General features: G+C 44.1%; 25 protein-coding genes and 2 riboswitches. Of the genes, 9 read left to right on the top strand and 16 right to left on the bottom strand.

The genetic code is table 11. The features are described from left to right. Positions 1-956: 956 nt before the first annotated feature. From D104_RS19520 to D104_RS19495, 6 genes are all read left to right on the top strand, one after another. The gene (locus tag D104_RS19520) at positions 957-1,538 is read left to right on the top strand and encodes a hypothetical protein (protein ID WP_024022295.1); all 582 of its coding nucleotides are present in this window, start codon (positions 957-959) and stop codon (positions 1,536-1,538) included. A gap of 122 nt (positions 1,539-1,660) precedes the next feature. Next, positions 1,661-2,155 carry an MltR family transcriptional regulator gene (locus tag D104_RS19515; RefSeq protein ID WP_024022294.1) on the top strand — a complete coding sequence of 165 codons (495 nt, stop codon included), beginning with the start codon at positions 1,661-1,663 and terminating at the stop codon, positions 2,153-2,155. 99 nt (positions 2,156-2,254) lie between these two features. Continuing rightward, complete coding sequence (locus D104_RS19510) at positions 2,255-2,623, top strand: DUF3703 domain-containing protein (protein WP_024022293.1); 369 nt, start codon at positions 2,255-2,257, stop codon at positions 2,621-2,623. 117 nt (positions 2,624-2,740) lie between these two features. Further along, entirely contained in the window at positions 2,741-3,100 is a 360-nt protein-coding gene (locus D104_RS19505; RefSeq protein WP_024022292.1) for a GNAT family N-acetyltransferase, read from the top strand. A gap of 72 nt (positions 3,101-3,172) precedes the next feature. After that, the gene (locus D104_RS19500; RefSeq protein WP_024022291.1) at positions 3,173-3,448 is read left to right on the top strand and encodes a type II toxin-antitoxin system Phd/YefM family antitoxin; all 276 of its coding nucleotides are present in this window, start codon (positions 3,173-3,175) and stop codon (positions 3,446-3,448) included. Further along, entirely contained in the window at positions 3,448-3,774 is a 327-nt protein-coding gene (locus D104_RS19495) for a type II toxin-antitoxin system RelE/ParE family toxin (RefSeq protein ID WP_024022290.1), read from the top strand. The genes D104_RS19500 and D104_RS19495 overlap by 1 nt, the downstream gene beginning before the upstream one ends. A 51-nt stretch (positions 3,775-3,825) precedes the next feature. On the opposite strand, the gene D104_RS19490 is transcribed toward D104_RS19495, so the two are convergent. The 5 genes from D104_RS19490 to D104_RS19470 form a co-directional block, all read right to left on the bottom strand. After that, a complete protein-coding gene (locus D104_RS19490) occupies positions 3,826-4,119 on the bottom strand; it encodes a type II toxin-antitoxin system RelE/ParE family toxin (protein WP_456085346.1) in 294 nt (97 codons plus the stop codon). Further along, on the bottom strand, positions 4,097-4,318 hold the full coding sequence (locus D104_RS19485; RefSeq protein ID WP_024022288.1) for a TA system antitoxin ParD family protein: 222 nt from the start codon (positions 4,316-4,318) through the stop codon (positions 4,097-4,099). Before D104_RS19485 ends, D104_RS19490 begins: the two co-directional genes overlap by 23 nt. Before the next feature lie 343 nt (positions 4,319-4,661). After that, positions 4,662-5,624, bottom strand: a complete 963-nt coding sequence (locus tag D104_RS19480) for an aspartyl/asparaginyl beta-hydroxylase domain-containing protein (RefSeq protein WP_036200424.1) — start codon at positions 5,622-5,624, stop codon at positions 4,662-4,664. A gap of 232 nt (positions 5,625-5,856) precedes the next feature. Continuing rightward, on the bottom strand, positions 5,857-6,171 hold the full coding sequence (gene yqfB / locus D104_RS19475; protein ID WP_024022286.1) for a N(4)-acetylcytidine aminohydrolase: 315 nt from the start codon (positions 6,169-6,171) through the stop codon (positions 5,857-5,859). Beyond that, positions 6,168-6,770: a 3'-5' exonuclease gene (locus D104_RS19470; RefSeq protein WP_024022285.1), complete on the bottom strand. Its 603-nt coding sequence runs from the start codon at positions 6,768-6,770 to the stop codon at positions 6,168-6,170. Before D104_RS19470 ends, yqfB begins: the two co-directional genes overlap by 4 nt. A 156-nt stretch (positions 6,771-6,926) precedes the next feature. Between D104_RS19470 and D104_RS19465 the strand changes: the two genes are divergently transcribed. Further along, a complete protein-coding gene (locus D104_RS19465; RefSeq protein ID WP_024022284.1) occupies positions 6,927-7,817 on the top strand; it encodes a pseudouridine synthase in 891 nt (296 codons plus the stop codon). 62 nt (positions 7,818-7,879) lie between these two features. On the opposite strand, the gene D104_RS19460 is transcribed toward D104_RS19465, so the two are convergent. The 9 genes from D104_RS19460 to D104_RS19420 all read right to left on the bottom strand — a co-directional run bounded on the left by D104_RS19460 (position 7,880) and on the right by D104_RS19420 (position 16,109). After that, the gene (locus tag D104_RS19460; protein ID WP_024022283.1) at positions 7,880-8,299 is read right to left on the bottom strand and encodes a hypothetical protein; all 420 of its coding nucleotides are present in this window, start codon (positions 8,297-8,299) and stop codon (positions 7,880-7,882) included. 182 nt (positions 8,300-8,481) lie between these two features. Next, positions 8,482-9,636 carry a capsular polysaccharide export protein, LipB/KpsS family gene (locus D104_RS19455; protein WP_024022282.1) on the bottom strand — a complete coding sequence of 385 codons (1,155 nt, stop codon included), beginning with the start codon at positions 9,634-9,636 and terminating at the stop codon, positions 8,482-8,484. A gap of 86 nt (positions 9,637-9,722) precedes the next feature. Further along, positions 9,723-10,370 carry a thiamine phosphate synthase gene (thiE, locus tag D104_RS19450; protein ID WP_024022281.1) on the bottom strand — a complete coding sequence of 216 codons (648 nt, stop codon included), beginning with the start codon at positions 10,368-10,370 and terminating at the stop codon, positions 9,723-9,725. Positions 10,371-10,377: 7 nt separating this feature from the next. Beyond that, positions 10,378-11,169, bottom strand: a complete 792-nt coding sequence (gene thiM, locus D104_RS19445) for a hydroxyethylthiazole kinase (protein ID WP_024022280.1) — start codon at positions 11,167-11,169, stop codon at positions 10,378-10,380. Positions 11,170-11,214: 45 nt separating this feature from the next. Further along, entirely contained in the window at positions 11,215-12,165 is a 951-nt protein-coding gene (locus tag D104_RS19440) for an ABC transporter substrate-binding protein (protein WP_024022279.1), read from the bottom strand. Between the two features lie 36 nt (positions 12,166-12,201). Beyond that, a complete protein-coding gene (locus tag D104_RS19435) occupies positions 12,202-12,960 on the bottom strand; it encodes an ABC transporter permease (RefSeq protein ID WP_024022278.1) in 759 nt (252 codons plus the stop codon). After that, a complete protein-coding gene (locus D104_RS19430) occupies positions 12,950-13,777 on the bottom strand; it encodes an ABC transporter ATP-binding protein (protein ID WP_024022277.1) in 828 nt (275 codons plus the stop codon). The genes D104_RS19435 and D104_RS19430 overlap by 11 nt, the downstream gene beginning before the upstream one ends. Further along, positions 13,767-14,618, bottom strand: a complete 852-nt coding sequence (thiD, locus tag D104_RS19425) for a bifunctional hydroxymethylpyrimidine kinase/phosphomethylpyrimidine kinase (protein WP_024022276.1) — start codon at positions 14,616-14,618, stop codon at positions 13,767-13,769. Before thiD ends, D104_RS19430 begins: the two co-directional genes overlap by 11 nt. 72 nt (positions 14,619-14,690) lie before the next feature. Continuing rightward, a riboswitch (TPP riboswitch) is annotated at positions 14,691-14,791 on the bottom strand. A 115-nt stretch (positions 14,792-14,906) separates the two neighbouring features. Next, entirely contained in the window at positions 14,907-16,109 is a 1,203-nt protein-coding gene (locus tag D104_RS19420; RefSeq protein WP_024022275.1) for an MFS transporter, read from the bottom strand. Positions 16,110-16,242: 133 nt separating this feature from the next. On the opposite strand from D104_RS19420, the gene D104_RS19415 reads away from it, so the two are divergent. Next, a complete protein-coding gene (locus tag D104_RS19415) occupies positions 16,243-17,124 on the top strand; it encodes a LysR family transcriptional regulator (protein WP_024022274.1) in 882 nt (293 codons plus the stop codon). Between the two features lie 119 nt (positions 17,125-17,243). On the opposite strand, the gene D104_RS19410 is transcribed toward D104_RS19415, so the two are convergent. Continuing rightward, the gene (locus D104_RS19410; RefSeq protein ID WP_024022273.1) at positions 17,244-17,915 is read right to left on the bottom strand and encodes an energy-coupling factor ABC transporter permease; all 672 of its coding nucleotides are present in this window, start codon (positions 17,913-17,915) and stop codon (positions 17,244-17,246) included. 88 nt (positions 17,916-18,003) lie between these two features. Beyond that, positions 18,004-18,220: riboswitch (cobalamin riboswitch) on the bottom strand. A 117-nt stretch (positions 18,221-18,337) separates the two neighbouring features. Further along, complete coding sequence (locus tag D104_RS19405; protein ID WP_024022272.1) at positions 18,338-19,405, bottom strand: FUSC family protein; 1,068 nt, start codon at positions 19,403-19,405, stop codon at positions 18,338-18,340. A gap of 294 nt (positions 19,406-19,699) precedes the next feature. Between D104_RS19405 and D104_RS19400 the strand changes: the two genes are divergently transcribed. Next, positions 19,700-21,418, top strand: coding sequence for an OFA family MFS transporter (locus D104_RS19400; RefSeq protein WP_024022271.1), 1,719 nt, complete (start codon positions 19,700-19,702; stop codon positions 21,416-21,418). The last annotated feature ends 250 nt before the right edge of the window (positions 21,419-21,668 follow it).

Here is a 21,668-nt window from a genome sequence, read left to right as displayed (position 1 = left end):
CATCTCGGTGGCGTATTGAAAAATACGTCGTTGGATCAGAATGCTGTGTAACAACAGCGCGTGACCTTATCGTACGTCACACTCTAGTTTTATAGCCCCGCTCTGCGGGGCTTTTTTTTAAGTCCCTCAAGGGGTCAAACCCCTTTTTATCCCCTATCACTTTAGACACTAAAAACGCTTTTTAAAAAGGGCTTTGACCCCAACTTTTGGGCGTACTTTGGTTCCATTCAAACACTTTGCATCCCCAACCTTTATTCCGCTCTGCTGAGCGGGTAACTTTTTGCTAGCGCCCAAAAAGTAACCAAAAATTCGCTTTAAGACCTTTAATGCCTGACTTTTTTCATAGGCACATAATTGTCCCCCTACGCTCGTTGTGTCGTAAGGCATAGATTGTTTATTCGGTGGGAGATAGCTCGTCAAACAATGACTCTGAAACTCCATAAAGTCGCGCAATCGGGATTGCGTCGAACTGACTGCTTAGAGATTTCAAGCGCAGAAGGTAATGCCTACCGATCACCAAGTCCCTTCCCCTTTTGTCTTCAAGGGGAAGGCGGAGGATGGGGTTGATCTCTTATTCAGACTCGATTCAAATGCTTTACTCAACTGCTTTTTTGAACCACAAATCAAAACACAATATATGGGCGAATATACAGTCTATTTTTGAAATAGACGCATTTTTGCGCGTTTAGCCATTTTAAATAAACCAGATATGCGCGTTTTGTACTGGTAGAAAGCAAGAAAGTCTCCTAATATCAATGAAATAATGACCTACTGTGTGGGAATAATGCGCTGTGGATAAAAGGAATAACACGCATGCTCATTTTTCTAGATATGGCTTTTTTGTATCTATATTAATCGTTTTAGAATCAATGACTTATAGCTACACGAAGAAAGCTTTTGAAATGGGTAAACGCGCATGCGCACTATTAAAATGTTAGGCATACAAGGAGAGTTTGGTGGAATTAAATGAATTTTTCGCTTCAATAGACTGGGCAATTGTTGTTGCGCTATTAGCCGTTTTTGTTAGTGTGCTCACTAAAGTAGATCAGAGAAAGCTACAAAGGGAATCTATTGAGCTGCAAAAATCACAATCTAAACTAGCGGAAAAACAATTAGAACTAATTGAAAGCGAAAAGAAAATTTCGCAAAGTACAGCCGAGTTGCAAAAAGCACAAGCTACATTATCCCAAAAGCAATTAGAGTCATTTGAAAAAGAAGAGGCTCAAAAGTTACAAGCATCTGTTCGTTTAGACTTAAGAAAGGTTTCGAGTAATAGCTATAAGTTTTTCTTATCAAATAATAGCCAGAAAAATGCTAAAAATGTTTCCTTTGAGTTAAATATTCCTTCAAATTATTCTAGCCCACTCATCAGTAGTGAAGTAGAAGAAAAGCTTCCTATATCTGTTCTTAGTTCTGGAAGCGATGTTTCTTTTATAGCCGCAATTTGTGATGACACTCCTTTGGGATTTAATGCTACAGTTTTCTGGACAAATCCTGATGGTTCACAAGGTAAGTCAGAAATATATGTATCTGCGTAAATGTATGCCTAACAAGGCGCTCAAGCAGGACAAAATACAGTTGGTTTTTTGCTCGTGCCTCGCTTATTTTAACCAACTATATTTTGCCTCTTAGCGGGGCGTTATTTGCTCACGGAGAGCCCATGGAATCAGAATTTGATCGGCTTTTAGAGTTTTCTCGTTCGTTCGATTACGAGCATGACAATGACCGTGAAATCGTCATCGTTGGCTGTGCTTATATCGAAAGCTTGATCAAGGAAATTCTCGAAGCTACTTTCATCGATGACCTCAACGAGGCCAAGGCTCTCTTGAGTGACTCTACGGGGCCTCTTTCTGGGTTGGTTCCAAGGGCAAGGCTCCTCTATCTGCTTGGGGTGATTCCTGAACCGGTTTACAAGGACATTAAAACAGTCGGAAAAATCAGAAATGAGTTTGCTCATAAAGTAACTGCGTCATTCTCCGACAACAGAGTTCAACAGCTCTGCAGAAATCTTGAATGGCATGTGCAGAGCATGTTTATAACGCCGCCTCCAGAAGCTACGGCTAGAGATATTTATCAGGTTGGAGTCAACCAACTAGTTTCGCATCTTGGGGCGTTGCCAGGGTTTCAGAGGTTCAACCGTGAGAGAAGCAACTAACCATGCCAGTCACGGCGACGGTTTTTACATTGCGGCTGCGCCTCCATTCCAAAACCGCGCGTGCTGAGCGGCGTTATACGCCATGGAAAGGATGAAAATATGATTAGCAAATTCTCTAAAAATATTGCCCCTGATGTGCAATCAGAAATCGCTCTGGCAAAGGAGCTGGAAACAGCAGGTGACCTTGCAGAATCTTTTCATCATTTAGAAAACGCACATGTCCTAGGACAGGAATCTACATGGTTGCATGTCAAAGTACATGTCCTTATGTTTCTTTGGGCTATTCGTCAAAGAGATGCCAAAGAATGCATTGGTCAAATTGTTCGTATCGTCGGCGCAGCAACTAAAACCGCAATTGGTTTGGTTCCAGCGGGGAATACTGGCGGCTCAAACATCAGCCCTTTTAAAAAGTTGTCTATTTCACCAGAGCATCAGGCTGCCATTATCAAAGCAAAAGGCAGCGTATAACAAACCGCTTTAGCTGGTCGCAAGCTCCCCGGGACAATTACACGTGGGCTCATTCGCTTCGCTCCAATTTTAGCCAACATATTATTTGCCTCTTAACGAGGCGTTGGGAGCTTCAAGGTGATTTCATATCAACCTGCCTGTGATTTATCCAAATCGGCAGAAATTACATATAACAATATGCACCCATATTATGAGCACTATTTAGTTGATTGGGAGCAGCCTAAAATACTCGAACAAATTTTGAGTTTAGATAATTGGGATATCTTATCTGAGGGTGAGGTGGTAGGAGCTATTCGCCTATCATTTGATAGCGACGAGGGTTACTTACGTGGCCTTCAAGTCAACGAAGAATTCCAAAAAAAAGGTATTGGTGCAGCTGCATTAGGGAACATGCGATCAAGTCGAGCTGAGCGCCTTAACATTCTGAAAAGCCCAACGAACAATCAGAGCCAGATGAAAATTAAACTTCTGAGTTAAGCTTGCATAAAGGCCATTCATTGACCGACGACCTGTTTAAGGACTATATTTGGTCATAACGCAGAGGTATTTATGAAACTATCAGATCAAATCAAACCTATTAGCTATTTGAAATCACACGCTGCTGAGGTAGTGCGCAACCTGTCTACAAATATGCGACCTATGGTGATCACTCAAAACGGTGAAGCTAAGGCGGTTATACAAGACATCAAAAGCTATGAGCAAACCCAAGAAACTATGGCGTTACTTAAGATGTTAGCCCTAGGTCAGCGTCAAATAGAAGAAGGTAAAGTTCAGCCCGCTGGTGACGTTGTAGCCAAGCTTCGTAATCGGAGTAAAAGCCGCTAATGAGCTATCAGGTTTTTCTCACTGATGATGCTGCTTACGACCTTGAGGTTCTATACGAGTATATCGAAACTCATGATGCACCAGAGAAGGCAGATTACATTCTCGACAACATTGAAGAGGTATTTTTAAGCCTTGCCGATAATCCCGAGCGCGGGACTTACCCAAATGAGTTGCTAGCTGTCGGCCTACGGGAGTATCGAGAAATCTATTTCAAACCCTACCGTATTATTTATCGAATAAGTTCGCAGTCTGTTTATATCATGGTGATCGCCGATGGTCGTCGTGATATGCAATCACTTCTCGAATGCCGTTTATTCCAAGCCTAAGAAATATTCGCAACCATTGGAGCAAGCTTGAGCATTATGGCTCATGTCCTCTCAAACAATATTTTTCACATCACGGTAAAAGTTTTCATGACAACCTAACGCCATAAGTTCGAGTGTAACGGTGCCATCTTCGTAGCTGTAGCCAAGTAATGTAAGTTGTTTCACCATGTTAAATTTGTAGACACGGAGGAAGGATAAAACGCCTTTCTTCTGTTGTCCTAGAAGCGGATCTTTAATCAATTCTCTGATCGCGTTATCTAGGTCGGCTTTTTGGTTTTTATGCAGTTTTTTAAACGTTGATGTTTGAAGAACCTGAGTAATGTTAGCCAAAGCTGTAGGTCTCAAGTTTTCCGGCTTCTTTTTCAGCCTTGGCAATGATGGCTTGTTTTACGAACTCATAAGGCAAGTCAGGGTTATCTTCCATCATTTCACCGATTTTCGTCCAGTGTTCAATTTGTTTAGGTGTTGTACGGCTTAGGGCTTTAGCCATGATAGCGGCTTTATCCACTAACTCTTGGGCAAGTCGAATACTTGCTGTAGACATAATAAAATCTCCTTAATGTATTACTTCAAATGTAGCGAATTGCCACATATGAAGCAATGTGCGTCAACAACATGCCTCCCATATCTCACATCTTCTGTCCTTCCATTAAAAAGAGAAAAAACTAAGACCTTGATGAAACCAACGCCCTCTCAACACAAATAGCCGAATGCACATCATTAGCGGCATAAAAGATTGGCGATAGCCCAGTAATGGATCTTTTGGTTACTTTTGTACTTTTCTGAATTTAGCAGCAGATAACAATTATCCGCTCAGCTTTTCTCAGTCACCTTTTACATCGCACTGGACTACCTAAGCTACGCTTAGGTAGCTATTTCTCTTGGCATTAGGATGCAAAAAACCATACAAATAGATGCATCACGCTATAAGCAAAACCCAACAACAACAAAAGCAATGTGGTATTCACTAATAGCTTAATTCGTTTATACATTTTTCTATTTGTTTTTTTCAACTCTTTGCTACGATTTAAGATTGGAGTCAGTTTTCGAAATGTATGATTCGCCAAGCCTGCTTTGTCTTCTATGGTATTTGGAACAATAGAAGCAGCCATTAATACCTTATAAAAAAAGTTAATTCCTTTTCCAAAAATATTCATTGGTCGCTCAAAATCACACATAAGAATCAAGCGACTTTCATCGGAATTATTTTTAACATAATGCAAATAGGTTTCATCAAACAAAAGGTCTTTACCATCACGCCATGAGTACGTATGGCCATCTACATTTATAAAACAATCGTCCGAGTTTGGTGTCTCTAAACCTAGGTGATACCTCAATGAACAAGCAACAGGGTCTAGGTGGCGAGTGAGCTCTGAGTTCGCTGGCATATACGCAAACATTGCGCCATTAACATTGTTTATTTTGCTCAATATTTCGGTCGTCTTGGGACACATTGTTTGAGCGGAAGAGTGCGTGTAGCCATACCATTTCAAATAAAATTTTCGCCACCCATACTTATGAAAGGTACGAAAGCCCACATCATAATATGCAGCAGACCCAGGTTCGTTGATCGTCTCTAAATCTCCTTTTTCTTGCAACGCCATGGCTTCATCGCGAATAACTTCCCAATTATTACGCAACTCATCCAACTCTTTAAATTGGGCAGTATCAATAATAGGCTTAAGCGCTTTTCTGTCAGAAAAAGCGTAGAGCAAACAATTTAGCGGTGCAAAAATGGGCCAACCTTTACGAAGGTATTCACTCCGGCTTACATAGCGCGTTTGACCTCGATAGCGATAAATATAGAGCATTGAAGCGAATGTAAATAAAACCAAAATAAATAAAACCAATGGAAGCTGCACTTTCAAATTACCCTATTCAAATGTATCACTGATGCATCTAGCAAAACCCAAATGCACTACAAGCGTAAAAGGTAATATAAAAAGCAAAGATCGTGCAAGCAAACAGCAAAAAATACGCAAGAAAACGACATTTTCAATCGATTCGCATATATCGCTATTTAGCCGCCTCGAGTTAATTATTACGTTATCGACTAGTTCGGCGAGTTGATATTAACAATATCTAACCCACCAATTCATATGAAATTACGTACAAGCTTTCAATATTTGGGTAGATTTCTTGAATAACGGTTTTTAGTGCTAGCAGTGTCATATTTTCTTGCTGGGCGTGAAACTCTGACAGTTGGCTATAGGGAAGGGATATAACACTGTGTATTTTTAATGCGCAAAACCATCGATTCGTTTCATAGGTAGACACTTGCACTACGCTGTCTAGCGCATAGTCTTTTTCTGATTCGTCTCGAATCGTTATGGTTTTTTTACCTGATAAAATGTCGGCTTCAAATCGTTCGAAAAACGTTATTTTGGTTAGACTCAAGATCCTTTCCTTTTACTGTTTTTGCGGATCAATGCTTGTTCAATGCAGATAGCCGAATGCGCGTCATTAGCAGCATAAAGAATTTGGTTGTTTTTGAGTGGGTAAGCGCCCCAGTTGGATTTTTGGGCGCCTTTACCAAGGCGTTTCCCCAGTACCATGGCGACGGCAGCGCGGGCGCCGATGCTGTTTTTTTCTCCCGCAAGTTGCTTCAAGGTGACGGATAAATCTTTCGTGTTAACGATGTCTATGTTCAGTTTATTGCGCAATTCTTTGTTGTCATCTTTAAGTCCAAAGCCCACTTTTTGGATGTCTGGGTTGGCCAGTATTGTTGCTACAGCCGCCACGGCTTCGGGGAATCTCGTTGGAAAGAGAAACCCTTTTGTTTCGGTCGCCAGTTGGATGAGCGACGGGCCTGGGCTCACTTGGCCTTTTTGAAAGATCGGTTTACTTTCTGTATCGAATCCTAAGCAGGTTTCGTTTTCTAGTATTTTTAATGCCTGCTCGGCATCGTCTTTGTTTTCAACAATAATAATGTTTGAAAGATCAAGGCCCGCATACATGGGCAATGCTATGATCTCTTCCTTAGTAGGACGTTCCATATTGTGTCTCTTAAATGTTTTTTACTTAAATATTCTGAGGTCAACAGCGGCGGAAATAAGGTTACAACAACAAATGACAATCTCGTCTTATGCGACGTGTGGACTTCTCAGTGTTATAGTCCGCACCACGTTATAATCAGAGACTCAGGCCACTCAATGGCAATTTCCAAATACCCTTCAAAGCTGAGTTTACCTCAGACCAACCCCGGCGTCGCCACCGTGCTGGACTACCTGATTATTAAGTTCCCCTATGTCGATGCTCACCTTTGGCGACAACGCATTGAAGATGGCAAGGTGCATTGGCATGACGGTTCGTTGATCTCACTTCAAACGCCCTTTCTGCCGCAGCAACAGGTTTACTATTACAGGGAAGTCGAAAGCGAACCGATGATTCCTTTTAAAGAGTCGATCGTCTTCCAGGATGAACATATTTTGGTGGCGTATAAGCCGCACTTTCTTGCGGTGATTCCTGGTGGCGCTTATGTGAATGAATGTTTGCAAAACCGTTTACGTCACAGCACCGGTATGGAGGATTTACAAGCGCTGCACCGCTTAGATCGCGTCACAGCAGGCTTGGTGATGTTCTCTATTAATCCAGACTCTCGACATCGTTACCATGATGTATTCAAAACGCGACAAATCCGTAAAACCTATCAAGCCGTTGCCCGCATTGGTCACCATGACACAATTGTCGATCAGGAGTGGGACGTGAAAAACCGTATCGAACGATCCGATCCACGCTTTCTGATGAAGGTCACAAAGGGCGAAGCCAACAGTCATTCTGTGATTCGCTGTGTGCAGCAGACGGAGAAAAACGCGTTGTTTGAATTAAACCCAATTACAGGCAGAACCCATCAATTACGTGTTCACATGCAGTCATTGGGTTGGCCTATTTTGAACGACAAATACTACCCAGAATTACAACCACTCAGTGCAGACAATTACGCTAAACCATTACAACTGCTGGCAAAAGAACTGGCGTTTATTGACCCATTAACGCAACAAGAAAGATGCTTTCGGTGTGACGAAAACCTGTCTTTAGAGTAAGCATCGCGCCATCCAATATCTCTTGGACGGCGTATTTTTCCTGCTCTTATTTTCCCTTACTCTCAGCCTTCTTTTAGTTCATACAGTACGTCGTGAATCTCGGCCTTAAGCTCTTTGTCGATGATTTTATTACTGTGGATTTTGGCTTGCTCTAAGTATTCAATCGCGCCAGCATTATCGCCCAATTCTATTTTCAGTTGAGCGGCCGCAAAGCCAATAGACGAAAGGTAATCTTTCGAATTGATCGCGCCGGCTTTTACTAACGCCTTGTCATAAATCACAATGGCGCCTTCTAAATCATCGGTAAAATCACCCAGAGTTTCCCACTGTACTGGATGGTCTTTGTCCGTACCGTCATTGTCATCGCAGAGTTGTTTCAACTCTTGATAAAAAGCATCAAAGCCAGCTTGATCCTTTTTATGAGCGCAACTCATTAATTCTTTGGCCAAATAAAGGACGTCTTTATAAATTTTTGTGTTCATATTCTACCCAGCTTGATGCATTCAATTGTGTCATTAGATTATAGAATCTAACAAAAGGCCTATGGTAGTTTTTATAGACCATTTATGACAGCGTTTGTCGCGCTTCCGCCATGTTGATTAGGTGTATATGGATTTAGTCTAGTGATATAAGAAGATTATTTTTTCTAATTCACGGCATAAGGTTAACGCCTTTCAAAATCAGAAAATTCATCTCTTCCTGTTAAACGCTGCTTTACCGCATGAATATGCTCATCATCATCTTTCGTTACGCGAGGTACACAATAAACATGCTTTAGAAAAGAAAAAAACTTATCTCGTAACAAATCATTCATTTTCCAGCCTTGATACACTTCATTCAAACAGTCAGCAAGCTGCTGGCGGTCATTAGCGTGCAACACTAGGCCATCGATGTTGTAGCAAGCATCACCTAAGGTAATCACTTGCTTATTTAGCAATAAAGATTCCATGCCGACAGTCGAGTTAATCGTCAAAACCACTTCGGCTTTTTCAATAAGCTCCGTAGTGGCATTCCCATTAGCAAACAGCGCAATATCATCTTTATCATATAAGGATATGTAATGTTTACGCCAAGAAGGATGCTCTTTAAAAACCACTTTTAATGAGGGATCGTTTAATGTTTTTACGGCTCGTATTGCCTCTTCATAAAACCTTTCCATGGAATCAATCCAAGAGGAATAACAAACAATTTGCGTATCATGAGGCACTTGAAACGGAACAAAGACAAATCGTTCTGGTAACACGATACGATCGAAATTTTGACGCTGTGGTACATTGCTTCGAGGCACAATCTCAGGCGCGGAAAAAACACAGTCATTTTCCGGATCAAATGACAAATAGAAGTTCGGATCGCTACTCAATGACGACGCAAAGTTAACCCCTTTTGGGTCTAACGAAACAGTCTTGGGCAACAACCCATTTTCGAAATAAAACAGCTTAATACCCAACGTCTTCGCCGCCATCACTATGGTGATATTTGGAAGTTTCCGGCCATTCCAAACAACAACATAATCAGGTCTTTTCTCACTCAATACGGCAAGACACTTTGCGTACCTTAACCTTTCAATACACATAAGTACTAAGCTATATACACGGCTTAGCAGAGCATGATCCCAGATAGGATTATCAGCCTTTTTACGCAGTAATTGCTCATGACGAATATCTCTAAAATCAACCAAAAATGCTTGTCTCAAATAACGCAAAGACGATAACTTTGGCAATCCCATAATGTATAACTGAGCATCCAATTTCAGACGTTTTATGATCATTTTGTAATAACGAGAATGTACATTTTTGCGAGAAATAAATAGGTAGTTCATACACCGTCCACTTACTGTTTTGTCTTTCTCTGTTTATAGCATTCTAGTAAGACAAAAATATGACGTCGACTAAGTAACTCAAGTGTCTACGTTTGCTTCTCTCCTCTTCTCGATTCAGCCAACCCTATCTGTCTCAACAAATCCATTGCGGCTTGCTTAGGGTTTGGCGCATGACAAATTGCAGAGACGAGTGCGACACCATCGACGTTGGTGGTAATAATATCGTCTAGGTTAGAGGCATTAATGCCACCGATCGCGACAATAGGAAAGGAGCTTTGCGCAACCGCATAGCGCAAGCCTTCAATGCCCCATTCTTTTTTGGTGTCACTTTTGGTTGGCGTGGCAAAAATTGCGCTCAATCCCAAATAATCCACCGGCAGCGATTCCGCTTCCATAAGCTGCTGCTCGTTCTCAACAGAAAGGCCAAGCAGTTTGTTTTTCCCAATCAGGCGCCGAGCGGTTTCGGCCGACATATCCGATTGACCAAGGTGCACGCCATCGGCGTCCACCGCCAAGGCAACATCGATTCGATCGTTGATGATTAAGGGCACGCCGGTGCCCTGTAAAATCGATTTAACCGCCAATGCCCGTTCGATAAAAGCACGCACATCACCGTGTTTTTCTCGAACCTGCACCATGGTTACGCCACCTGCGACCGCGCCTGTTACGACGGTTTTTAGCGTTTCTAGGTCTTGCTGATCATCGGTGACTAAATACAAACGATATGGGTTCATGCCACTCTCAGGATTCGGTCATTTTTAAACGACGGATAAGCGTGACGTCGTCCAACAAATACAACGCGTCCAACACGTTAAGTTGCAAGCTTCCGGGCCCTTTGGATTGCTCAGCGGCGATTTCCCCTGCCACGCCAAACACCGCCGTCGCGGCCAAGCCGGTTTCTTCTCCAACCGCTGCAAACGCGCCGGTTAATGCGCTTAATGAACAGCCCATTCCCGTAACAAGAGGCATCATGGCGTGTCCGTTATTCAGTTTGATTTGGCGGTCTGCCGTAATAACAAAGTCCGTTTCACCCGACACAACCACATTGCATTGATAGGTTTTCGCGAGGTATTGCGCAGCACCAACGGCGGCATCACTGCTGTCCATCGCATCCACGCCCTTGCTGCTCCCTTGTTCTCCCGCTAAGGCGATGATTTCCGACGCATTGCCTCGAATGATCAACTTATTCGCGGCTTCGGCAATCTGCCGAGACGTTTGTGTACGCAATGCACTGGCGCCACAACCCACAGGATCAAGTACGACCATTTTATTATGGTGATTTGCATGCTCTACTGCCGCGACCATGCGAGGGATCCAAACACTGTCTAGGGTGCCAATGTTGATCACCAAGGCACCGGAAAAAGACATCATTTCGGCCATTTCTTCGCGAGAATGCGCCATGATGGGAGACGCGCCAATGGCAAGCAACGCATTGGCTGTATTGTTCATTACCACATAATTGGTGATGTTCACCACCAGCGGTTTCTGCGCGCGCACGGCGTGTAATGCGCTAATAATGGTATCGATTGTCATAGTATTTCCTTTTGCTGTTAAGCGAATAGAAAGTGCGCCAGTGTTTTATTGAAAGCTCGGCACGTAGTCTTGCGCTTTTGGTAAGGTGTTGATGATTTTTTGCTCATACATAAACTGGGCATAATCGTCATATCGCTTCAAATCAACCGCAGAGGGACGCAAAGCAAATCGCGTCAAGGTCGCTTCCCAAGCCAACTCGTTGAGTTCGTTATTTAGAGTGTCCGGTTTGTAGGCAACAAACTCTTTCCAGGAATCTTGCGGGTGATTGACGATGTAAATCGTCGCTTGCTCTATGGCTTTGTTAAAGCCTTGAATCGCGGCTTTGTCGTAGCTATTAGCATTGGCAACCACAACCAGCTCGTCATACACAGGCACGCCGTGCTCTTCTGGGAAAAAGGCTTTTGCTTCTATGCCTTCCAAAGCAAGCTGGTTGGATTCAAAGTTACGAAAACCACCCCAAGTCGCATCCACTTTTCCTGACGCCAACGAGGACGACAGCGCCCAGCCAACATTAATAATCTGCACGTCTTCGTATTTCACACCGTGGGTTTTGAGCATGGTGCCAACGATGGCTTCTTCATTGCCCGCCACAGAAATGCCGATTTTTTTGCCTTTCAAATCCGCAATGCCGTTGATCTTTTTATTGTCCAACACGGTCAAGGTATTCAACGGTGTCGCCACCAAAGTCGCGGCACGAATAAGTGGCAAGCCGGCGGCCACATCCATGGTTAAATTTGGCTGATACGACACGGCTAAATCGACGTTACCTGCAGCGACTAATTTCGCGGGTGTGCTAGGATCAGACGGTTCTTGAATCACCACGTCCAGACCTTCTGCTTTAAAATAGCCGTGCTGTTTGGCAATCACGATCGGGCCGTGATTTGGGTTTACAAACCAATCCAGCATCAAGGTGAGTTTTCTCTCTTCGGCCTGCACAGACGTAGACAACAACGACGCAGCAAGCACCGCTGTGCTTAATAGTATTTTCGTGTTCATTTGTTTTCCTTTTATTATTTCTTATGAAGAGCGGTTTTACGAAACACCCCACGGGATATATTTTTTGAGTAACCTATCGGTGACAAAGTACAGAGCAACGGACAACACAGACAAAATTAGCAAGGCGGCAAACATTTCATCGATCATCATCCGCGCGTTGGCCTGCAACATCAGATAACCCAAACCTTCACTGGAACCTACCCACTCTCCTGCCACCGCGCCAATCGGAGCGATCACCACGGCAACACGAATACCTGACGCCAGCGTGGGTAACGACGCTGGAAATTGAATATGACGAAGCCTCTGCCATTTGCTTGCGCCCATGGTTTTGACAAGATCGAGGTAGCACGACGGCGTATTTCGCAAACCGTCGTAGCAGCAGGTCGTGACAGGAAAGAAAATAATGATCGCCGCCATGACGATTTTGGAGGCAATGCCATAACCCAGCCAAATCATCAACAGTGGCGCGATGGCAAAAACGGGGATCGCTTGGCTCGCGATTAAAATCGGCAATAACCAGCGTTTGATCGGCTTAAACAGCAACATCTGCAAAGCGAAGAAAAAGCCCATAAACAGGCCCAATAACAAGCCGAAAACGATCTCAGTGGCGGTGACGAATGTGTGTTTTAAAAGCACGTCTCGTCGTTGAATCAGCTTTTCAAACACCTCTAAAGGCGCAGGTAAAATGAAGCTCGGCATGGCAAAAATCATCACCACGACTTGCCATAACCCCAAAAGCACGCAGAGCGTCACCGCGACTTTAAACACAGATTTTAACCTCACCTTATTCATCATCGTCATACTCCAAGCGTTCCATAATACGCTGTTGAAGTTGTGCGCCTGTTGCATCAAATACGCGTGGTGTCGAAGACAATAACGTGGTGAGAAGCTCCGCCGTACTTGGGCTGCCTCGTAAAAGGTAGATTTGATGAGCGAGGCGAAATGCCTCTTGTGGGTCATGAGTGATCAAGACCACGGTTTTATCTTTTAACAACGTACAAGCCAGATCTTGTAAACGATATCGCGTGACCGCGTCCAATGCCGAAAACGGTTCATCCATTAACACGACTGGTTTGTTTTGCATTAGGGTTCTTGCCAGCGCGACACGTTGGCGCATGCCGCCGGACAATTGTTGAGGTAATTGGTGGGCATTATCCGCCAACCCAACTTTTTCCAATAACGTCAAAGCCTGCTCTTTTTGGTCACGGGCCTTATGAGTATTTTTCACAGAAAAACCAGTCTTGGCAGACTCACCAAAGCGAGTGCTTAACAACACATTGTCCAATACCGACAGCCAAGGCATCAGTAAATCTTGCTGCGCCATGTACGCCACTTGGTCTTTCAACTCGGCTTGAGCGGGATCAATTCGCAATTTTCCCGACCAATTTACTCGCTGGTCTAACAGACCTGCTAGATAGCGCAGCAACGATGTTTTTCCGCAGCCGCTACGACCTAAAATGCAGGTCCATTTCCCTGCGGGAATGAAAACATTTAAATCCATTAACGTTGGCATCTGACTATTGAAATAACGCAAATACCCTTCTGTGATTGAAATACTCACCGAGGTATTTGACAAACCAGACATAGGAAAAGACAGCACATTATCCGGCATTGGCATGACCTTGAAAGAAGTGATTGACTGGACCGTGACCTGCGCCAATGTTTAACTCATCTGCGTGTTCAATCGCTTTCGATATGTAGTTTTTGCCTAACTGAACCGCGTGCAGCAGATCATGGCCTTGCGCTAAATACGAGGCAATCGCCGACGACAATGTGCAACCCGTGCCGTGCGTATTCTGAGTAGGAGTGCGTTTCGCACTGAGTTCTTCGATACGATCGGCCAGAATAAGAAGGTCTGTGCTGTTATCTTCTTGCTCTAAATGCCCACCTTTAAGCAGTACGGTTTTTACTTCTAGCTGACGCAATTGATCGACCATGGCGCGCATGGCCAGATCATCGGTTGGCAATGGGGAATCCGTCAACGCCGCTGCTTCAGGCAGGTTGGGTGTGATTAAATCAGCAAGGGGTAAAAGCTCAGATTTCAACGTGCTGATGGCGGAAGCTTGCAATAACAAATCCCCACTGGTCGCCACCATAACAGGATCCACCACTAAAAAAGCAGGTTGGTATTGCTTGAGCTTCGCAGCCACTAATTTGATGGTATCGCTGTCCGCTAACATGCCTACTTTGACGGCAACAATATTCAAATCTGAGAATACAGCGTCAAGTTGTTTTTCAATATGCTCAAGGGGAATAGGGAAAATGGCGGAGACGCCGAGGGTATTTTGTGCGGTAATCGCGGTAATCACTGAACAAGCGTAGCTTCCGGTCGCAGAGATGGCTTTTATATCGGCTTGAATGCCCGCTCCGCCACCACTGTCAGAGCCCGCAATCGTTAAAACGATCGGCGTTAATACAGTATGAGCAGAATGGGTTGTGGTATGAGTTGGCATAAAAGCTCCAAAACGGACGTTCTGGAACTAGATCGAGTTACATTAAGACAGGAGTAGGATCACAAATCATCAATAACAAGATTTATAGTTCCCTACGCCAGTGTTAACTGAATCAGGTTCAACGGGTCTGCAAAAAATGCACTCTCAGCCTTACGGCCCCCCGACTATATGCGAATCATAGTAACAAGATTCATTGAAAGCGCAACCAAGGATCTCACGCGATACAAAGAAACAACCGGCCTACTTTTCTTTATTCACTCTTCTATATAAAGAAACTGAATCGCGACATTATTGCGTCGCCTTCATTTGAATCGCGCGTTTATTGTCTTTTATTAAACTCACACCCGCCAATGCCACAACACCCAATATCAGCCAAGACCCCATAACCACCCCCGTCCAGCCATTTGCTTGCCAGAATGGATCAAGATAAAAGCCGCCAAGGCTAGCGCCCAAATAATAAAACACCAAGTACAATGAAGACGCGCTGGCTTTCGCGTGTTTCGCATGTCGGCTGACAAAGCTGCTGGTCGTAGAATGGCATAAAAAGAAACCAAAGCTGTTAATCAATAATCCGATAATAATCGCCAATAAAGAATCACTGAGCGTCACCAAGGAACCAAAGATAAAAATACAGGTACCCAATACCATGATGTTTGGCTGACTCCAACGCTTGGCAAGCTTGCCAGAAATAGCCGACCCCAAGGTGCCAGACAAATAGGTTAAAAACAGCAAACCGACGTATTTTGCCGTTAAATGATAAGGCGCGGCTTCCAGCACGAAGGTCACATAGCTGTATTGATTAATAAAAATAAAGAAGCTGAACCCCCCAATCAGATAGCAGGTAAGCAGACGACGATTCTGTAGGTGATCTTTCATGTTATTTAGAATATGTCCGACGCGCAGTGGCTTTGGCTCAAAATGCTGAGATTTGGGCAATAAAAAGAAAAACGCCAACAAACAAACAAGACTAACCGCGCTCATTACTCCAAATGTCGCAGAACGACCTTGCCATTCGCCTACAAAACCACCAATCAAACGACCGCCAATGCCGCCTAATGTGTTCCCGCTTATGTATAAACCGACCGCGACCATCAAGGCTTCTGGTGTGTATTCATCCCCCAAGTACGCTACGGCAATGGCGGGCAATCCCGCAAGGAAAAAACCCTGCAACCCTCGTAATAACAAGAGTGATTCGTAGCTTTGCACTAGCGACAAACAAAAAGTCGTTAAGGTAATACCAACCATGGTCATCACCATGATGCCCTTTCGGCCTAAAGCGTCCGAAATTGGCCCGTAGAAGAGCAATGAAATCCCCAAGGTTAAGGTCGTAATCGTGAAGCTACCGCTGGCTTGCAGCGGGCTAATGGAAAATTCCTTCGCGATCATCGGCAATAAAGGCTGAGTGACATACACGTTGGCAAAAATCATAAATGAGCCAATCACAAGGGCCAAAGTCCCTCGCCAAAAAACAGAACTACCTACTTCTATCACAACAACGCTCCACGTATCACAGCAACACTATTCGAAATGACGTCCGAATAAGACCAATAGTATTGGCACACTATACGCCTCGGCATTTTATCAATAAAATATATCTATCTTATCCAATCCATAAGGATTATTGATGGACATTAAACCGCTGCGTTATTTCATCGCCATCGCCAAAACAGAGAGTTTTACCCAAGCCGCTCAGCAGCTTGGCGTCGCTCAGCCAGCCGTCAGCATGGCGATCAAAAAGTTAGAAACCGATTTGGGATTAACTCTCATCCACCGAGCCGATCGAAACATCGGGCTGACGGACGAAGGCAAAAAATTGCTGTTGCACGCCGAAAAAATCATTCAAGCGACCGATGATGCGCTGTTGGAAATGAGCGAGCTGAAAGGCTTAAGCCAAGGTGAAGTACGTGTGGGCATTCCCAGCATGTTGGGGTCGTATTATTTCCCGCCGATTCTCATGGCGTTCCGACATCGTTACCCCACCATTATGTTAAAAGTCATTGAAGGTGGCACTTGGCAGCTGCAAAAAATGCTGGAAAACGGCGAACTGGATTTAAGCGTTATCGTCGCGGAAACCTTACCAGACAGCTTGCAGACTCAAGCTCTAATTCGAGAAGAAATGCTGGTCACGGTGGCGGAAGATCATCCGTTTAGTCAACTAGAACGAGTCTCACCAGACGCGTTTTTTGATGAAGAACTGGCGATGTTTAAAGAAGGGTATTTCCATCGACGCATTGTCGATAAATTAGCAAAAGCCTGCAACAGAACGCCCAACATCGGCTTTGAGACCAACCTCATTCCCTTAATAAAATCCATTACTCAGCAGGGATTTGGTATTTCCACCCTACTCGCCATGGTGATAGAAGAAGACGACAAACTGATTACTCGTTCTTTTGATCCGCCGATCTGGCTAGACCTTGGCATTGCTTGGCGCAAAGACAGCTACCTATCCAAAGCCAACCGCGCTTTTCTCGACTTTGTTAGTGAACATGGGCGTGATAATGGATAACCAGCAAACGGTTCATAAGAGCCAATGGCTAAAAGACAAAAAAATGCCCACGCTTTTTCTCTATTTCTAGTAAAAAACGTGGGCATTGTCTTTAGTCGTTCTCGATCAACCCATTTTGCTTAACGGAATAAGCGCGCTTCAAGCAAGGTAGAATTTTTGAACCGATTAAGGCTTTTCGCTCCAGCCAGCACGGCAAGATCCAAAACAGGTTCAAGCAAGACAACGCTCATATAAGCCATGCCAAACGTCGCAACCGATGCTACATTCTCAGCACCAAACCCTTGACCGTAAAATGCCCAAAACGCCACCCAAGCAACAATGCCACCTTGGTAAGTGAGGGATAATTTCAATGCTTGTTTGTAAGTAATGTCTACATACGCTGTGTTGTCGGAAATAATGCGACGAGCCACAACCGACATAGCAAACAAAGGCAACAATAACGTGGTGACATTCATGCCATATTGGGGAAGGTCAATCGGGGCAAAAAACACACCCTGTACTAACAACCCTGACAATAAACCAATTGATGCCGCCGCAGGACCAAACATTAGAAACAGTGTTGACCCAAGAATAAAGTGGACTTCCGACACGCCAACCGCATGATGCGGCATTACTTGAAAGAAAATAAACACCAACATGGTGGTGAAAGCACTGCGCCCCATTAGAGACATTACGCCATTTTTTTTAATCATTTCGATGGACGTTTTGGCAGAAAATCCAAAAGCCGCCAATGCCGTTGCGTAACTTAAAACAATTTTTGCGCCATCAACGACGCCAGGTTCAATATGCACAATGTGCCTCCAAAATTAGCTTCATACTCACCCGTATGATTCAAATAAGCGGATGTTACATGAGCAATGCGTCAAGCACGCCTGTAAAACATCCTAATGAATGAAGGCCGGTCTCCGGACTCATAAGTGTTTGGCCAATCAATATTTCCCCAAAAACCTCGTCCCTTCCCATCCAAAATGAACAGTGGAAGCAAGTAGAAAAACACATCACTTATTTACCGTTGCGGGGGCAGTACAGGGTTTGCTAAAACGCACCTGTTTCCCGTTTCACTAGCTACACTAGCACCTTCACAAGAACTGGCTATAGGGTATTAATCCCCTATGGTCAGAAACCCGAAGCGTACGATTTAACGTCAATTTAAGCAACCAATGCGAAGAAAAAAGCACATGGAAAACAACGCGTGTTGACGCACAAAAAAAACCTAAAATGGCTTGCGTCCAGACAGTGAACTGCGCGCGTTCATTATGGATTCTATGCGTTTAAGCAATGAGGTTCTATGGAACACCGTTCCGCCCAAAATACCAATCGTACTGCCAATAAAGATGTCCACCAACCGATGCAGTAACAAGACATCCGTACTCATATTTGCGCTGGTAAATTCCGCCATAATAACGGTGAGCGGCGTAATAAAGATCACGGCGGCGCCGTAGTTTTTAACGATCAATAATTCGACTAAAAACTGGAAGAGAATCATGAATAACGCCAGATGCCAGTAATTTGGCTCTAATGAAAAAATCCACCATGCCACCCCCATACCAATCGTTGTGCCCACAATGCGATGAATATTGCGATGCCAAATCATTCGATACGTCGCGCCTTGCAATATAGCGGCGCAAGATATGGGAACCCAAAGTGCGTTGGGTAACGCCAGGAAAAGCGCTACCAAATAAGAGAATGAAATAAAGAACGCCATCAGTGCGCCTTCTAAAATAATCGCATTCACCTGAGTATCTGTTTCAATATTGGTGGCGGGTAAGTGATTAGCCCCGGTTATCAAACTGTAAAAAAAGGCCAATCCACACGCTAAAATGCCGCCAAGAGTGACCATGCCCACATTACTAACGAAAGTACTTAAATTAAAAGGCAAATAAATCGCCAATGCCGTCACCAAAATAAAGAAAAAACTGCCCGGTGGTGGCAAGCGATAATAACGAGTAATGACAATAGCCCCAAACGACAATAAGCCCAGCGCCAGCGCCGCAACATAAGGGTTGAAACTGGCGAGGGAGCCAATACTAAAACACACCATGAAACCAAACGAACACATGACCAAAGTCACCATTCGATGCGCCGTACGTGTTTTGGGTAAATACAAAATAACCATGGCCCCCAAACTGGACAAGGTCGCTACGGCAAATTGGTCTAGCGCCGCACCAATCAAAACCGGAATCCCCACACACACCGCCGCCAACACAGCAAGGTGCCAAGGACGTTTTACCTCACTCCAAGAAAAAAGACCTTTTAGCTGAATAAAGAGTGTTTGAATCAAGTGGATACTCCAAGAGTAATTGTTTAGTCGATAAACAGTTTACCATCAATTCGTAGAACCGATCACGGGGGAAATTAAATGGTTCAACGACTTGTTGTTGACATAGATACAACCTGCTGCTTTTCAACAACATCATTAAACGGAAGCGGTAACCACTTTAAGGACAATGAATTACGCACTGATTGTGAAAAAAATGTATAAAACACATAAAAAAACATTATAGTAACAATTGTAATTTTTTGTATTAATAATGTTACTAACGATAATTAATAATTCTCTGCAAGGACTCAGATTATGAACTTTATTCGCTCTCTCCTATCCTTCTTAATGAAGGATAAAATAGTTGCCTCCGCCGGCTTTAATCGCTGGCTAGTGCCTCCCGCTTCAATCGCTATTCATTTATGCATCGGATCCGTTTATGCATGGAGTATTTTTAACCCGGCATTAACCAAAGAATTTGGTGTCGTGACCAGCTCTGCACAAGACTGGAGCCTAAGTAGCGTGGTGTGGATTTTCTCCGTCGCCATCGTCTTTCTTGGCCTGTCTGCGGCCATTGCCGGTAAATGGCTTGAAGAAGTCGGTCCACGTTGCGTGGGGGTGACTGCCGCATTTCTTTGGGGTGGTGGCTTCATCATCGGTAGCATTGGTATTTCGACTCACCAATTATGGTTAGTGTATTTAGGTTACGGCGTGTTTGGCGGCTGCGGCTTAGGACTGGGTTATGTTTCACCTGTGTCTACACTGCTTCGCTGGTTCCCTGACAAGCGCGGCATGGCGACTGGTATGGCAATCATGGGATTTGGCGGTGGTGCTATGATCGGCGCACCACTTAAAACATTTTTATTGGAAAAATTCGCCGTTGCTCCAACCTATCTTGGCCCAGAATCCGCTGTACAACTCATCACGGAAGGTGGAAAGCGTTTTGCTGAATTAGCAACGGGAAAACTGGAAGTGGTTATAGCGACGGCGTCTGAAGCCGCTAAATTGCCTACTCCTGGTGATGCCGGTGTGTATGTTGTTGGAACGGGTAATACAGGCGCCTCCAGTGTGTTTCTAACGTTGGGTATTGTTTACTTTATTATCATGATCATAGCCTCGTTCGCATATCGCGTACCGGCGAAAGACTGGAAACCAGAAGGCTGGACGCCACCCGTAAAAGACGCTGAAAAAAGCATGATTACCAACAACAGCGTACACATTGATCAAGCGCTAAAAACACCGCAGTTTTGGCTGTTGTGGGTGGTTTTATGCTTTAACGTGACCGCTGGTATTGGTGTAATTGGCATTGCCAAAACCATGATGACGGAAATTTTCGGCACCACTTTACCTCTGATCGCCACCGCGAGTTTCGCGGGCACGTATGTATTAATGATTTCTGTCTTTAATATGTGTGGTCGATTCTTTTGGGCCTCTACGTCTGACTTTATTGGGCGCAAAAATACGTACCATTGTTTCTTCATCCTTGGCACGCTTTTGTACCTATCCATTCCTTTTGCGGCGTCAGCGGTAAGCGCCGATGCTTCAGTCACCTGGTTGATCATGTTCTACGCAGCTACCATGATTATTTTCACCATGTATGGTGGTGGTTTTGCAACTATCCCTGCGTATTTGGCGGATATTTTCGGTACATTACACGTTGGTGGTATTCATGGTCGTTTATTAACCGCGTGGGCAACCGCTGGCGTGCTTGGGCCGTTTGTTATCACCTACCTACGAAACCTATCGGTAGAAAATGCGATTAGTGACTTGGTCAGTAAAATTGACCCAGCGGTATTTGAAGCGAAATTCAATGCGTCTGTGTCACACCTAAGTGAACTCATTGCGGCCAAAACCGTTACGGTAGCAAAGCTGATGGAAATCGCACCTGTTGGCACAATCGATCCAACCTCAAGCCTTTACAATACAACAATGTATGTCATGGCAAGCTTATTGGTCGTTGGTTTCTTTGCCAATCTCATGGTACGCCCAGTGAACGAAAAACATCACGTTGAAAAAACGCACCCTGAGCTATAAAACGTAACGCTCAAAGTAGACAATAACGTAAGATCAGGTAACAGGACCGATAACGCCTTGTTACCTTTTCTATTCTATACGTTTGATAAAAACAATTAAGAGCCCTGCTCTTTTTCATGCCTTCACCGAAGGTGAATTTACCCATTTCAGTACATATTTAGCACGAAAAATAAGGACAACTATAAAAATAAAAGCTTTATCAACTGCTTAATTAGCCTGATTAAAAGCAACATCAATAGAAGGAATTTCT

It is taken from the genome of Marinomonas profundimaris, from assembly GCF_000508165.1.
In the GTDB taxonomy this organism is placed as follows: domain Bacteria; phylum Pseudomonadota; class Gammaproteobacteria; order Pseudomonadales; family Marinomonadaceae; genus Marinomonas; species Marinomonas profundimaris.
Note: the sequence above shows the minus strand (reverse complement) of the source record. Positions and strands in the feature narration are given on the sequence as shown.

Excerpts from the sequence above, each read along its gene's own strand:
- thiE (WP_024022281.1), bottom strand. The coding sequence starts at position 10,370 with ATGAACCCATATCGTTTGTATTTAGTCACCGATGATCAGCAAGACCTA.
- D104_RS19465 (WP_024022284.1), top strand. The coding sequence starts at position 6,927 with ATGGCAATTTCCAAATACCCTTCAAAGCTGAGTTTACCTCAGACCAAC.
- D104_RS19455 (WP_024022282.1), bottom strand. The coding sequence starts at position 9,636 with ATGAACTACCTATTTATTTCTCGCAAAAATGTACATTCTCGTTATTAC.
- D104_RS19460 (WP_024022283.1), bottom strand. The coding sequence starts at position 8,299 with ATGAACACAAAAATTTATAAAGACGTCCTTTATTTGGCCAAAGAATTA.
- D104_RS19510 (WP_024022293.1), top strand. The coding sequence starts at position 2,255 with ATGATTAGCAAATTCTCTAAAAATATTGCCCCTGATGTGCAATCAGAA.
- D104_RS19495 (WP_024022290.1), top strand. The coding sequence starts at position 3,448 with ATGAGCTATCAGGTTTTTCTCACTGATGATGCTGCTTACGACCTTGAG.
- D104_RS19440 (WP_024022279.1), bottom strand. The coding sequence starts at position 12,165 with ATGAACACGAAAATACTATTAAGCACAGCGGTGCTTGCTGCGTCGTTG.
- D104_RS19515 (WP_024022294.1), top strand. The coding sequence starts at position 1,661 with ATGGAATCAGAATTTGATCGGCTTTTAGAGTTTTCTCGTTCGTTCGAT.
- D104_RS19415 (WP_024022274.1), top strand. The coding sequence starts at position 16,243 with ATGGACATTAAACCGCTGCGTTATTTCATCGCCATCGCCAAAACAGAG.
- D104_RS19485 (WP_024022288.1), bottom strand. The coding sequence starts at position 4,318 with ATGTCTACAGCAAGTATTCGACTTGCCCAAGAGTTAGTGGATAAAGCC.
- D104_RS19435 (WP_024022278.1), bottom strand. The coding sequence starts at position 12,960 with ATGATGAATAAGGTGAGGTTAAAATCTGTGTTTAAAGTCGCGGTGACG.
- D104_RS19470 (WP_024022285.1), bottom strand. The coding sequence starts at position 6,770 with ATGGAACGTCCTACTAAGGAAGAGATCATAGCATTGCCCATGTATGCG.
- D104_RS19430 (WP_024022277.1), bottom strand. The coding sequence starts at position 13,777 with ATGCCGGATAATGTGCTGTCTTTTCCTATGTCTGGTTTGTCAAATACC.
- D104_RS19400 (WP_024022271.1), top strand. The coding sequence starts at position 19,700 with ATGAACTTTATTCGCTCTCTCCTATCCTTCTTAATGAAGGATAAAATA.
- thiM (WP_024022280.1), bottom strand. The coding sequence starts at position 11,169 with ATGACAATCGATACCATTATTAGCGCATTACACGCCGTGCGCGCGCAG.
- D104_RS19500 (WP_024022291.1), top strand. The coding sequence starts at position 3,173 with ATGAAACTATCAGATCAAATCAAACCTATTAGCTATTTGAAATCACAC.
- thiD (WP_024022276.1), bottom strand. The coding sequence starts at position 14,618 with ATGCCAACTCATACCACAACCCATTCTGCTCATACTGTATTAACGCCG.